Origin of the sequence: Flavobacterium xueshanense (assembly GCF_900112975.1) — a bacterium.
Classification (GTDB): Bacteria; Bacteroidota; Bacteroidia; order Flavobacteriales; family Flavobacteriaceae; genus Flavobacterium; species Flavobacterium xueshanense.
The window spans coordinates 137,682-151,065 of record NZ_FONQ01000001.1 but is presented as its reverse complement, the minus strand read 5'-3'; the positions used below and the strand labels follow the sequence as shown (position 1 = coordinate 151,065).

Annotated in this window: 9 protein-coding genes; 2 read left to right on the top strand and 7 right to left on the bottom strand. The window is 32.2% G+C overall.

The window, feature by feature from the left end; genetic code table 11:
* The first annotated feature begins 22 nt into the window (after positions 1-22).
* Complete coding sequence (locus BMZ76_RS00615) at positions 23-301, top strand: 4a-hydroxytetrahydrobiopterin dehydratase (RefSeq protein WP_091202504.1); 279 nt, start codon at positions 23-25, stop codon at positions 299-301.
* A 58-nt stretch (positions 302-359) separates the two neighbouring features.
* Here the strand turns inward: BMZ76_RS00615 and BMZ76_RS16335 are convergent, their stop codons facing one another.
* Entirely contained in the window at positions 360-608 is a 249-nt protein-coding gene (locus tag BMZ76_RS16335) for a DUF1761 domain-containing protein (protein WP_317615037.1), read from the bottom strand.
* Between the two features lie 412 nt (positions 609-1,020).
* Here BMZ76_RS16335 and BMZ76_RS00605 point away from each other — a divergent pair, with 412 nt between their 5' ends.
* A complete protein-coding gene (locus tag BMZ76_RS00605) occupies positions 1,021-1,875 on the top strand; it encodes a leucine-rich repeat domain-containing protein (RefSeq protein WP_091202502.1) in 855 nt (284 codons plus the stop codon).
* Between the two features lie 1,385 nt (positions 1,876-3,260).
* Here the strand turns inward: BMZ76_RS00605 and BMZ76_RS00600 are convergent.
* The 6 genes from BMZ76_RS00600 to BMZ76_RS00575 all read right to left on the bottom strand — a co-directional run bounded on the left by BMZ76_RS00600 (position 3,261) and on the right by BMZ76_RS00575 (position 13,383).
* Positions 3,261-4,532: an acyltransferase family protein gene (locus BMZ76_RS00600; protein WP_091202500.1), complete on the bottom strand. Its 1,272-nt coding sequence runs from the start codon at positions 4,530-4,532 to the stop codon at positions 3,261-3,263.
* A 79-nt stretch (positions 4,533-4,611) separates the two neighbouring features.
* Positions 4,612-7,611, bottom strand: coding sequence for a serine hydrolase domain-containing protein (locus BMZ76_RS00595; protein ID WP_091202496.1), 3,000 nt, complete (start codon positions 7,609-7,611; stop codon positions 4,612-4,614).
* Between the two features lie 53 nt (positions 7,612-7,664).
* Entirely contained in the window at positions 7,665-9,173 is a 1,509-nt protein-coding gene (locus BMZ76_RS00590) for a sodium:solute symporter (protein WP_091202494.1), read from the bottom strand.
* A 63-nt stretch (positions 9,174-9,236) separates the two neighbouring features.
* Positions 9,237-10,064 carry an N-acetylmuramic acid 6-phosphate etherase gene (gene murQ, locus BMZ76_RS00585; protein ID WP_091202489.1) on the bottom strand — a complete coding sequence of 276 codons (828 nt, stop codon included), beginning with the start codon at positions 10,062-10,064 and terminating at the stop codon, positions 9,237-9,239.
* A gap of 112 nt (positions 10,065-10,176) precedes the next feature.
* Complete coding sequence (locus BMZ76_RS00580) at positions 10,177-11,376, bottom strand: exo-beta-N-acetylmuramidase NamZ family protein (protein ID WP_091202487.1); 1,200 nt, start codon at positions 11,374-11,376, stop codon at positions 10,177-10,179.
* Between the two features lie 273 nt (positions 11,377-11,649).
* On the bottom strand, positions 11,650-13,383 hold the full coding sequence (locus tag BMZ76_RS00575) for a RagB/SusD family nutrient uptake outer membrane protein (protein ID WP_091202484.1): 1,734 nt from the start codon (positions 13,381-13,383) through the stop codon (positions 11,650-11,652).
* Between the last annotated feature and the right edge of the window lies 1 nt (position 13,384).

The following is a 13,384-nucleotide window of genomic DNA, read 5'->3' as shown; positions in this document are numbered from 1 at the left end:
TATATAAATAAAAAAACAAATTATGAAAACCTATTCAGAGGAATCTATTCAAACCGAGTTGAAAGTACTAAAAGATTGGAAGTTTATCAATAACGGAATAGAGAAAAACTTTAAATTCTTAGATTTTACTCAAGCTCTTGGTTTTATCGTGAAAGTAGGATTAACAGCTGAGAAAAGCAATCACCACCCGGAATTATTCAATGTGTACAACAAAGTTACGATTCGCCTGACCACACATGATGCTGGAGGTATAACTGATAAGGACGTTGATTTGGCAAAAGCCATAGAAAAAATTCAATAAAAATAAATTTTGACTAGCTTATTGATAGCCGAAATTTATTTCAAATCAAAACGAATGTTTATTTCCAGGCACATATAATTCCACCCATAATTGTAAGGCACATTATCCAAAATCCAACCGTTACAAACGTGTATTTGAAACTTCTTCTTTCATACAAAGCATTTGTTGCAATAATTGGTAAAGCAAAAAAGAGTCCAGTCATAAATCCTTGTAAAGCTCCATTTTTTAAGGTTCTAAATGCGGTTCCATAATCATTCATGAATGCAGAGTAGGATGGTTTGGCAATGCTGGAATCTCCTCCAATCATGCCTATTGTGCCCTTTTGATGTATGGTTAATTATTGCAGAACAAAGCTTATAAAAAAAGCATAAAGTAATGAAGTTCCAAATATCATAAGCACATTTCCTCCTTTCAGGTTTTGTAGGTAAGACCTGATTCCTTCATCCAAATAGTTCCAAAAACTTTTGGGCGGTACCAAAAAAATCTGATTATAAGTGTCGATAAAGCCGCAACAAATAGTGTTAAGAAATTGATTTCCATAAATTTGGTTTTGTGGTCATTAAATCAAATTTAATGAATTATAAATTAACGACAAAAAAGTAAAATTGTAAGTTTTTACAGTATATAAAAAACAAAACAATGTAGTTTATCGGTTTTATTTGCAGATCAACTGTAATTAAAGTAGTTTTAGGTACACAAAAAGAAAAAACATCTTAATAATGAAAAAAATAACCACTTTATTATTCATCCTTTTATTTTCTATTTCGATGTTTGCCAATGTGTCCCAATCAGAAAAAGATGCGTTAATTAAACTGTACCAATCGACTAATGGAAACCAATGGACTGTAAAATGGGATTTATTATCGCCAGTTTCTACTTGGTACGGAGTTAAGGTATTGGATGAAAAAGTAATTTCCGTTCGTTTAGCTGATAATAATCTAGTGGGTGAGATTCCCGTTGAAATTGTGAACTTGGTGAGTCTTCAAGAATTGGATTTACACAAAAATCAAATTTCAGGAAATATTCCTTCGACGATCGGAAAACTAAAAGAAATGAAAGTGTTGAATCTTTCGTTCAATAAATTATCAGGAACAATTCCACCTTCAGTTTGCGAAATGAGTAATTTGAAAGATTTAGAGTTGTATATGAATTCTCTATCAGGAGAATTACCAATGCAAATTGGAGCTTTGAAGCAATTAGAAATATTATCATTATTTAATAACGAAATTGAGGGAGAAATTCCAAATTCGCTTTATGACATCAAAACAATAAAAACATTACTTCTTAACAGTAATAAACTTGTGGGAGAATTAAGTCGCGATGTAGAGAACATGACCTCTCTGGAAAACCTTAGTTTGTTTGACAATAAAATGATTGGACAGGTTCCAATGCAATTGGAAAAATTAGATCATCTTAAAGAAATGAACATTTCTTACAACAGATTTAACGGTCTTGTATCTAAAGATTTAGCTGTTTTGGATACCTTGAACATGACGATGTTAAATGAGCAGGGAATTACAGTTTTATTGGATGTGACGACCGACAGAAATTCAGCCATTGTTTCAGAAGATTAAATTTCAAACAAATAACAGATACGTACTTTTAACAAAATAGAATTTAGTTGATTTTTGGTTATGTTAATTTTAATAAACGTAGTTGGTAAAAAACCTGTGAGACTTGTTTCATAGGTTTTTTTTATTAGGTAAATTGAGGACTTTATTTATTACTTATTCGCATTAATTCATTAAATAACAGAACGTTTTTTAACGTGTTAACTATTTAAGAATTTTTAGCTGAGTTTAAAAGGTTATCCAATTCAATACATATTTTTTTTTGTTCTTTACATAAATTTTAAATCTGTCGACACATTTTCTTTCTTAATGTTTCTAAAGATTAATGTCTTTCAAATTAATTTTTCAAAAGTTAATTGAAGTGTAAATAGGTTTCTTAATCCAATCCATTTTAGTTTTCTCTTTTTGAAGTTGTAAAAGTAGCGTTCCAGAAAATAATTGAAAGAGAAATAATTGAAAAAGAATTGAAGTTGTAAAAACATGAAGATAAATAAGGTAACTATTTCTTATGCCAGTTTCTGCCAAAAGGATTCTTAACAGAGGTAAAGATCATACATATAATTCCGAACCGTATTATTGATATTGTTTTGGCTTTTAAAAATATTACGTTTTCTTCCATTACTTAAGTCTAAAAGATTTTACAAATTCTAAACAACAAATTTATAAAAGGTTTTAAAACAAAAAAAGCTCCAGATTTCTCTGAAGCTTTCTAGTAGCGGGTAATCTTGAAAAATCTAACGAATTTCTTGAAGATTATTATAAAATTGTTAGTGTTAAATTAATTGAATCTAAGAACCAATAAAAAGGGATCCTCATGGCAGTCCAACTTTTGATATCAGTGATAAATACAAGTCGTTTGGAACTTTAACCCTATTTCTAATTTCTTGACACTCTCTTTTTAATGCTTTTACAGTTGTCATCACTACAGAATTTTTTTCATTTTCAAAATTAGAGAAAGCTCTTTCTTTTGATAGATTTTATTACCAAAAAAGAATCTATTTTCTTTAGTTGACCATACTTTTTTGAATACGGTTAAATCATTGACAGATGCTGGGGTAATTTGCTGTTCCTCTTGTAATGCAAATAAGTAAATTGTCATAATTTCTTGATCTGTTAAATCTTACTTGTAATTATTGCGGAATCGCTGACAGGTATATTTTAAAATTTTTTCAAATTGTTCGCAAATTGTTGAATAAATTTGGATTAATTTTAAGGCTTTAGTTTGAATAATCACATGTTTAAAAGTGGTTCGAATACACCTTAAATGTACTGATTTTCGGACTTTAAAACAGATTGTATGAAAGAAATTTCTTTCTATTTTGTTATATCTGCAGCTTCTATTTTAATCTTTGATTCGCATTGTATGTTATTTTCGACCGAAATAGCGATTACACTTTAAAAATCATTTTGTTTTTATAGAAAATCCAAAGTATAAAGGACCAAAAAACAGCATAAACTAATGCGTAAGTCAAGGAAGCATCCAATGGATTGCTAAAAAGAGGAACAATATTATGATTATAAATATAACTCTGAAGATTAATTTTTTCAGTTGCTATTTCTGGATTTTTAATCTTAATGGCGCTTAAAACTCTTGGAATAATGCCAGAAAAGAAAAATACAATCATGGGATTTACCCCCCAAATTAAAAACAGTTTAATCCATTTTTTATAATTTAAAACATCAATTATCCAGTATAATAGGGTTAAGCATATTGTGGCAATACCAGCAGTATACAATACATAAGAGCTTGTCCAAAGTGATTTGTTTATAGGAAATACGATGCTCCAAAGCAAACCTGTACTCAGTAAAGCAATTCCTATTATAGCTGTTTTTTTGATAATTTCAATTTTTGGAATTTTTAAGTTTAATACCTGACCTATGAGCATTCCAAAAATCCCAGTTGCAATAGCAGGTAAAGTACTCAAAATTCCTTCTGGATCCCAAGTTTTGGAATAACTCCATAAATGACCTTTTAAGACTAAATTATCCAACCAGGCAGCTAAATTGGTGCCTTTTTCAAAATTTGCGGCACCAAATCCCGGAACGGGAACAAAAGCCATTACGATCCAGTAACCCAATAAAATTGCGGCAGCAACCAAAAGTTGTATTTTCAGATTTGTTTTTAAATATAAAAGAGAGACAAAAAAATATACAATTCCTATTCGCTGTAAAACTCCCGGGATTCGTACATCCTGAAATGTTTCAATTTGACTGTATGCTAAGATTAGTAATATTGCAAAAATTCCAAAAACGAGATAGGTTTTAATTTTTAAACTAAAGTTCCCTAAAAGTGCATAAGCGACTGCAAAGGTTATAATTAGCCTGAGTAGTAACAAGGAAATCCCCTCTAAGCCCAATAATTCAATTCTACTAAAATAATTTAAAAATAATCCCAAACAGAAAATTCGTAAGGATCGAACTATAATTTTATTAAAAACTGCATAGTCAAATTGTTTCGTTGGCATTGCAAAAGGGATTGCGCTACCCATTATAAAAATAAAAAATGGAAAAACTAAATCGGTCGGAGTACAGCCGTGCCATTCTGCGTGTGCCAAAGGCGGATAAATAGCAGTCCAACTTCCCGGGTTGTTGACAATAGTCATTAATAAAATGGTAAATCCTCTGAATACATCTAGTGAAATTAAACGCTCTTTTGTCATTTTTTTGTTTAGATTATTGGGTTAATTTAATCATTTGAAACACACTTTATTTGAGTTTAGTAAGATGGTGTCAACAATTTTATTTGATTATAGCTTCCTGAATTATTTGCTGAATGTCTTCACGAATTTTTTCTTTAGATAATTTATTTCCTTCACCAGAAACTTCCGGATAGGTTCTATTGGATAGGAAAACATAGACGATTTTTGTTTCGGGATCGACCCAGGCTATGTTCCCGGTGAATCCGGTATGACCAAAACTGGATTCAGAAACACAGGTACAGGTAGATCCTTCTTTTCCAATTCTTTTATCAAAACCTAAACCTCTATGAACTCCTTCAGAACTGTAATAGGAAGTGTTGAAGGCATCGAATGTTTTTTCGGAAAAATATTGCCTATTGCCGTAATTTCCTTTTTGTAAAAAAAGCTGCATCATTTTGGCGACATCCATAGCGTTAGAAAAAATTCCGGCATGACCGGCTATTCCACCTTCCATTGCCGCTGCCATATCATGAACGTATCCCTGAACAACTTGGTGTCTAAAATAACTGTCAACTTCAGTCGGTGCAATTCCATTTTTATCAAATTTTTTTAAGGGATTGTAAAGAGTATTATTCATTCCAAGTGAGCTGTAAAAATTTTTCTGGCTTAAAACTTCTAATTTCTTTTTAGTTTTTCTTTCGAGGTATTCTTTCAGGATAATGAAAGTGAAATCGCTGTATTTGTATTCTCTTTTAATGGACAATGGGCTATTGGCAATGATTTTCATTATGGTATCGTGATAATCATTTCTAATAAAAAGACCGTCGGCTACTTTTGTGGAAAATTGGGAGTCAGCTATTTTGTTATAATATTTTTCCAAAGGCTTGTTTTCAGTGTCCAAGGTTGCTTTGTAAAATGGAATCCAGGCCTGAAGCCCCGCATAGTGGGTCAGTAAATCCTTGAAGTTGATGTTTTCTTTATTTGTTTTTGCAAAAAGAGGAACCATTTTTTTTAATTTGGTATCCAGATTCACTTTATTTTGATCGTATAATTGCATCACGTTAGGCAGCGTCGAAATCATTTTTGAAATCGAGGCTACATCATATAAGTCCGAATTTAAAACTTTCGTGGTATTATCATAAGTATGGTAACCATAGGATTTCTGGAAAATCACATTTCCTTTTCGAGCGACAAGCACCTGCATTCCGGGAGTCATTTTACCATCAATTGCTTTTTGAGCTATAGCATCGATTTTAGATAAAATCAGTGGATTCATTCCTTCATTTTCTGGGGTTGTAAAACCCAAACGGTTTAATTTTTTGGTTGATAAGCCCTCATTTGTATGGAAGGATGAATTAATGGATACGGGCAATTTTCCTTTGGCTTCGATAGCTCCAAATAGTAATTCTGCTGAAACTACCTGACTTATATCAGAGTTTTGGTAAGAAACTACTAATCCGTCAATGTCGTCAAAATTAGTGATTGGCAATAGGGAGTAAGGTTTTGTGAAAATATCTAAAATTACTTTGTTGTGCTTTGCAATTTTTTGTAACCAAAGCAATTCAGTTTCCGTAAAATTCTGTTTTTCCCAAGTTTTGTTTAATTTATGGAAACCAATGATAACAGTATTGTATTTTTTTAATTCGGTGTTTAGACTAGCAATATCGGTGTTTGATATTTCGGTCACTTCGGTATATTTTTTTAATGTTGTTAAAAAAGCGCTGTTGACATCATCTCCCAGTTTTACGTATGCAATTTTTTGATCTAAATTTTTGATAGGAAGTATTTCTTTTTCATTTTTTAAAACGGTAATAGCATTTTCATACAATTGATAGTGCAAAGCATCATTGTGTGAAGGATTGATATCATTGTATAAGTTTGCTATGTCGATTGCCTTGTATTTATTTAATCCTGCTTTAAATTTATAATGTAATATTTTTTTTACCGAATAGGACAAACGTTGCTCCGTAATAACACCATCATTATAGGCCGTTTCAAGTTTTTGGACTGCTATTGGAATATCTTCCGGACAAAGTAAAATATCATTACCAGCAAGAAGTGCAGCTAATTCCAGATCACCAGGAGCTTTGAAATTGCTTGCCGCTTTCATTGCTAAACCATCGGTAAAAATTAAACCATCAAAACCTAATTGCTTTTGAAGTAGATTGGTTACCACATTATAAGAAGCTGAAGAAGGATAGTTTTCCTTTGGTTCTAAGCTAGGAATGTTTAGATGTGCAACCATTACAGATACTAATCCTTCATCAAACATTCTTTTGTATGGATACAATTCAACCAAATCAATTCGTTCTTTTGAGAAATTAACTAGAGGTAATGTCAGGTGCGAATCGGTTGATGTATCTCCATGACCGGGAAAATGTTTTCCGGTGCTAAAAACGCCCTGGCTTTGAACTCCTTTCATTAAAGCGACAGCTTTGTTACCAACATTAAGTTTGTTTTCACCAAAAGAGCGGTTTCCAATAATAGGATTTTTAGGATTGGTATTAATGTCAAGGACTGGGGCAAAGTTGAAATGAATTCCCATTCGCTTGCTTTCACTGGCCATATTCTTTCCTACATTTTCAATTAAATTTAAGTTTTGAATTGCTCCCAAAGTCATATTCCAAGGATAACGATATGTAGAATCTAATCGCATACTTAAGCCCCATTCTGCATCAAGGCCAATGAACAAAGGAACTTTGGCTTTAGACTGATATTGATTTGTTAATTTAGCCTGACGAACTGGTCCGCCTTGAAAAAAAATTACACCACCTATTTTATAATTTTCAATTAATGCCTTGGTTGTATTTTCATGAACGGAATCTTTATTGGAATATGCCGAAATCATAAATAGTTGCCCTATTTTTTCCTGAAGCGACATCTTATTGTAAATGCTGTCGGCCCAAATCGTTTCCCTTTCAGAATTTTTAAAAAAAGTCTTTCTTTCTGATTTATTTTTAGGAATATAAATATCTATCTCTTCTGAAAAGGAAGCTTTTTTTAAAGCGGTAATTGTATTATTTTTTTTAAAAGTAGCACAATTGGTAATCAAAAATATAAATGCGGCGTAAAGGCTAATCTTTATAAAGTAATTTTTCATCGAATTATTTTTAGTGCAATTGATTGTTTAATTATATATGTTTTTAATGGGATTTAAAAACTAATTTTTTTAATGCTTTGGGAGCTTGTCAGGAATAATCCTAAGTAAGTTAAAAGTCCGTTTAGCACTATTAATTCATTATCAAACACATAACCCGAAAATAATATTTTAGAGTTTTCATTTATAATGTACGTTAAGAAAGGGGCTAACAGGCATATAAATGGGACTAATTTATCATTTACGTTTCTTGATTTTTGAAACAGACCAAAAGCATATAATCCTAATAAAGGACCATAAGTGTAAGATGCAACCTTAAATATCATTCCAACAACAGAGCTATCATTGATTGAATTAAAAACGAGTATTACAAAGAAGATTAATGCTGAAAAACTGAGGTGAACAATATGCCTTTTACGAACGGAATTTTGTTTATGGCTATTTTCGGCTTTGCTCATTCCCAAAAAATCTACACAAAAAGAGGTGGTTAAAGCCGTCAGAGCAGAATCAGTAGTGGCAAAAGTGGCTGCAATAATTCCTAATAAAAATATAATTGCCGGAATTGTTGCTAAATGATTCAATGCGATTTCAGGAAAAAGCAAATCAGTTCTGGGTTTATTTGTAATTAAATCAACAGGGACTGCAATTCCGTTTTTTTCTGCATAAATATATAGTAAAGCACCAACACTTAAAAAGAAAATATTGATTATAACGAAGATTCCCGTAAAGGTAAACATGTTTTTTTGTGCATCACCAATGTTCTTACAGCTCAGATTTTTTTGCATTAAATCTTGATCCAGCCCAGTCATGGCTATAGTAACGAACATTCCTCCTAATATTTGTTTTACAAAATGAAATTTACTTCCTAAAAAATCATCAAAGAAAAATATTTGTGAATAATTACTGTTTTTAACTTCGTTAAAAGCGCTAACGGCACTTAAATTCATGCTGTCGCAAATAAAATAGATCGTAAGGAAAACCGATGTCACTAGGAAAAAAGTCTGCAAGGTATCCGTAATAATGATTGTTTTCAATCCACCTCTGTAAGTGTAAGAAAAAATGAGCATTAAGGAGATTAATACGGTTAACGCAAACGGAATATTATAATAATCAAATACAAAACGCTGTAATACTATTACCACTAAATAGAGTCTGAATGCAGAGCTTATCGTTCTGCTAATCAAGAAAATAGTAGCGGCTGTTTTGTAGCTGTAAAGCCCCATTCTCTGTTCTATATATCCATAAATAGAGGTTAGATTCATTCTATAATACAGTGGTAATAATAACTTTGTAATTATTATAAATCCGATAGCATTACCCAGTACAAACTGAAAATATTTGAATTGTTCGCCACTCGCGGCGCCTACTTCTCCCGGAACAGATATAAAAGTTACACCGGAAAGAGCGGTTCCTATCATTCCAAAAGCAACTAGATACCATTTTGAATTTTTATTGGCGGTAAAAAAAGCATCATTCCCATCATCATTTTTGCTGACTCTATGTGAAATGTAGAATAATGTAGCGAAATAAACGATGATAAGGATTAGGATTGCACTTGGAGTCATTTTGTATCTTTATGGGTTTACTGTTTTTTAAGAATCTGTAATAGACTTTAAATAGTTTGTTGATTAAATCTCTAGATTTTTATTTTCAGCCAGTAAAACGGCTCTGACACTTTTATGTTTTTTTAGTAATTCAGAAGCTAATTTCTCGTCAATGTGTAGTTCTTCTACAATCATCTCAACACCTCTTTGTACTAGTTTTTTATTAGACAATTGCATGTCAATCATTTTGTTGCCGTAAATACGCCCTAGTTTAATCATAACAGATGTTGAAATCATGTTTAAAACTAATTTTTGTGATGTTCCAGCTTTCATTCTAGTGCTTCCGGTAAGGAATTCTGGACCTACAATCAATTCTATAGGATAATCAGCTTGTTTTGAAATCAGACTTTCACTATTACAGGAAATACTTCCAGTTGCGATATTGTTTTCTTTCGCTTTTTTTAATCCGCCAATAACATAAGGAGTGTTTCCCGAAGCTGCAATTCCTATAACTACATCTAAATTCGAAATGTCGTAAGCTGATAAATCTCTCCAGGCTTGATCAATGTCATCCTCGGCATTTTCTACTGCTTTTCTGATGGCTGAGTCGCCACCTGCAATGATGCCAATAATCCAATTGTCCGGAACTCCAAAAGTAGGCGGACATTCTGAAGCATCAAGAATGCCGATTCTTCCGGATGTACCCGCGCCGATATAAAATAGTCTTCCACCAAGTTTCATTTTAGACACAATAATATCAACCAATTTTTCAATATTGGGAATTTGTTTTTCTATTATATCTGCTACTTTTTTATCTTCATTATTTATATTAGAGAGTAGTTCATTAGTACTCATTTTATCTAAGTTCGAATAAAGAGATTCTTGTTCTGTATCGGTATTAATTTTTGTCATTTCTTATTTTTTTTACTGATTAGAGATTTTTTGTTTTTTGTAGGCCAGATTCAATGTTTGTATTTTATTAAAATAGTTCCCTAGTTTTATATGAAAATAAACAAGCATTTATTTAATAGATCACGTACTTCATGCGCATTTTTTTAAATACTGTTAATCCATTTTTCCAACTTTTTCTTATTTTATTTTCTGAAATTCCGCTTTCAATTTGCTGCTGTAATTTTTTTGTCCCAGCAAGTTTTGTAAAAAAAGGATTGAAGAATTGAGTTTTGTCACTGGTATTTTGATAGGCTTTAATTAACCATTTTAGTTCTAATCGAGATAATTTAGGATAAGTTGTTAAATCTTCACCAAAACATTCTTTTCCATTATAAAGTGGGTCTTTGGCTCCGAAATTTGGTTTTGGAATAAAAGTAAAAGTGCTTTCCGTTAAAAAAGGTGAACCATAAATTTGAAATTGTTTTTCGGTTCCTCTGCCCACACTCACATTGGTCCCTTCAAACAAGCACAAACTCGCATAAAGATTTATGGATTGGTCATTTGGTAAATTTGGAGATGGTTTTACAGGTAAATTATATTCCATTTTTCGATTATAATCAATGCAAGGAATAACGGTCAATTTACATTGTGCCGCATTTTTAAGCCATTTTTCTCCATTTATCATTTGTGCATATTCCCCGATAGTCATCCCGTGAAGTAACGGAATAGGGTGCATGCCTACAAAACTGGTAAATTCTTTTTCTAAAAGTGGACCATCAATAATACTCCCATTAGGATTTGGTCTGTCAAGAATTAAAAGAGGAATTCCGTTTTCTGCACAGGCTTCCATGACATAATGCAAAGACGAAATGTAAGTGTAAAAACGTGCGCCAACATCTTGTAAATCAAATAACATAATGTCAATTCCAACTAATTGTGTTGCTTTTGGTTTTTTATTATCACCGTAAAGAGAAATAATTGAGAGTCCGGTTTTGGCATCTTTTCCATCAACGACATGTTCTCCAGCGTCAGCAGTTCCTCTAAAACCGTGTTCAGGAGCAAAAATGGTTTGGATGGCTATTTTTTTTTCTAATAAAAAGTCTACTAAATGTATTTTGTTTGTCAGAATACCAGTCTGATTGGTAACAATTCCAACCTTTTTATTTTGCAATAACGGCAGGTATTTCTCGTAATTATCAGCGCCTGTTCGAATTGTGATACTATTGTTTTCTAACGTATTTTTTTTTGTAATTATCTGAAATGAATTGGAATAGGATGAGGTGTAAAATATAGATAATACAAGAAGAGCACTTTTTGTTATAAATTTTATCATTTTAAATTAAAGTTTAATAGTTAGAATGATGATCTTGACCAAATAAAATTTTAAATTTTTATTTAATTATTATTTGGTTTTTCCCGTACGATGATCAATTTGAATTTGATTTACTAGAGAAGAGTTTCTCTGAATCTATCAGATAGGACTTTTATTTTGGTAGTTTTTTGATAATCAATACTTATGACAAAGAAAATTACAATACTACCTCTGGGCTATCTGCGCCTTGAGGTAGTTTATAATCTTATAGTATTCAGTTTTTGGGTTACTGAATTACCAACCTGGGTTTTGTTTTAATTCTACACCTTGAGCTTTATATAAATCAATATCATTTGTAGGGATATTTAATAAATAGTGTTTGACTTCAAAGTTTCTTGTACTTGTTGGGTAAATCTTTACATAACCGTTAGCGTCTACTTTAATTTGCGTTCCAACAGGAGTACCAACTCTTGCTCCAAGATTTACATCTGGATTTTTTGTAGTATCTAAATAATCTCCTTTTTTCCAACGGTAAATGTCAATTTGTCTTAGTGTTGTCCAGCTCATAAATTCAATTTGACGCTCACGACGAATTTCCCAAATTAGTGGATTAACGCTACCGGAGATTTGTTCCAAAGCAGCTGTTCTTCTTGGGTCATTAATTTGCACACCTGCGGCAGAAACATTATTTCCGTCAGTAGTTAAAGATGCTATACCTGCACGAGTACGTACTTTATTGATTGACATATCAAGGTCAATATTTGTTGCGGTACCAAGCTCAGCACAAGCCTCCGCGTAGTTCAAATAAATCTCGCTGAGTGTAAATAACGGACTGTCAGTATAATTTCGTCCTCCAGTTGTGACATCTGGACCTGATGTTGCAGGATTATTGTATAATTCAAATACATATCCAGACATTGAAGTTAATGCAGCGGTACCAAAAGGTTTTCCTTTATATCCGTAAACAGTCGGGTTTATAGTTTTTGCAAAACGTGGATCTCTATTAGTAAATGTTTTAGTAACGTTATCATCGCCTATGTATTGGGTGTTTCCGGCTTGTTGTATTGGTAAGCCATTTGTTGTTACATAGCTATCGGCAGCCCATTTTGTTAATCCGTATTGTGTAGTAGAAGTATTGGTGTAGTTCTGCAGAGAATGCATTAATACGTTTGTCAGATAACGTTTTGCAAGTATCACTTCTGAGTTGCCACCCAATTCAACAGAATTATAAAGAGATTGCCAATCGGAATTTAATCTATAGCTTGAATTATTCATTATTGCCAACGAAGCTGTTTTGGCTTTGTTAAGATAAGCACTTCCGTTTTGACCTAAATGATATTTTCTGTAAGTTCCTTCATATAGACAAACATTGCTCAAAGCGGCGTAAGCGGTATATTTATTGACAGTAACATTTTTATCATCAATTGCAAGCAGCAAGTTGCTAGCTTCTTCTAAATCTGCGATAACTTTTTCTACGATTTCTGCCCTTGGTGTTGCTGGTGCATAAACTAAAGGATCATTTTGAGATAAATATTGATCAGAATACGGAACGTCTCCAAATTTTTGCACTAAACGAAAATAAGTATAAGCTCTAAAAAATTTAGCTACTCCAATATAATGATTCTTTTTTGCTTCAGACATTGTAACACTGGGTACTTTTTCCAGCATCAAATTGCAACGGCGAATTAATGAGTAATATTGATTCCAAGAAGTGGCATTAGTAGTAGTCGGAGTTATCGGCATCTGATAAAAAGAGAAAGCCGATAAATTATCATCAACTCTGTTATCACTACCATGGTAATAGAAAAAGGAAAGTCCAATTGTTGTACCATTTCCGTAGCCATAAAACGTATCATAATTATTCCATGAAAATGTTTTTACATTGTCTTCTGTTTGCCAAAAGTTATCGTTTGTAAATTTATCCGCAGGATCTTCTGTTAAGTAGTCCTCACAACTAACTGAAGATATTGCGACAGTAGCAACAGTAAACATTAGTAGTAATTTAGATTTTATATTTAATTTTTTCATT

What these genes read in the sequence shown, in the direction of transcription:
- BMZ76_RS00615 (WP_091202504.1), top strand. Translation starts at nt 23, where the DNA reads ATGAAAACCTATTCAGAGGAATCTATTCAAACCGAGTTGAAAGTACTA.
- BMZ76_RS16335 (WP_317615037.1), bottom strand. Translation starts at nt 608, where the DNA reads ATGATTGGAGGAGATTCCAGCATTGCCAAACCATCCTACTCTGCATTC.
- BMZ76_RS00605 (WP_091202502.1), top strand. Translation starts at nt 1,021, where the DNA reads ATGAAAAAAATAACCACTTTATTATTCATCCTTTTATTTTCTATTTCG.
- BMZ76_RS00600 (WP_091202500.1), bottom strand. Translation starts at nt 4,532, where the DNA reads ATGACAAAAGAGCGTTTAATTTCACTAGATGTATTCAGAGGATTTACC.
- BMZ76_RS00595 (WP_091202496.1), bottom strand. Translation starts at nt 7,611, where the DNA reads ATGAAAAATTACTTTATAAAGATTAGCCTTTACGCCGCATTTATATTT.
- BMZ76_RS00590 (WP_091202494.1), bottom strand. Translation starts at nt 9,173, where the DNA reads ATGACTCCAAGTGCAATCCTAATCCTTATCATCGTTTATTTCGCTACA.
- murQ (WP_091202489.1), bottom strand. Translation starts at nt 10,064, where the DNA reads ATGACAAAAATTAATACCGATACAGAACAAGAATCTCTTTATTCGAAC.
- BMZ76_RS00580 (WP_091202487.1), bottom strand. Translation starts at nt 11,376, where the DNA reads ATGATAAAATTTATAACAAAAAGTGCTCTTCTTGTATTATCTATATTT.
- BMZ76_RS00575 (WP_091202484.1), bottom strand. Translation starts at nt 13,383, where the DNA reads ATGAAAAAATTAAATATAAAATCTAAATTACTACTAATGTTTACTGTT.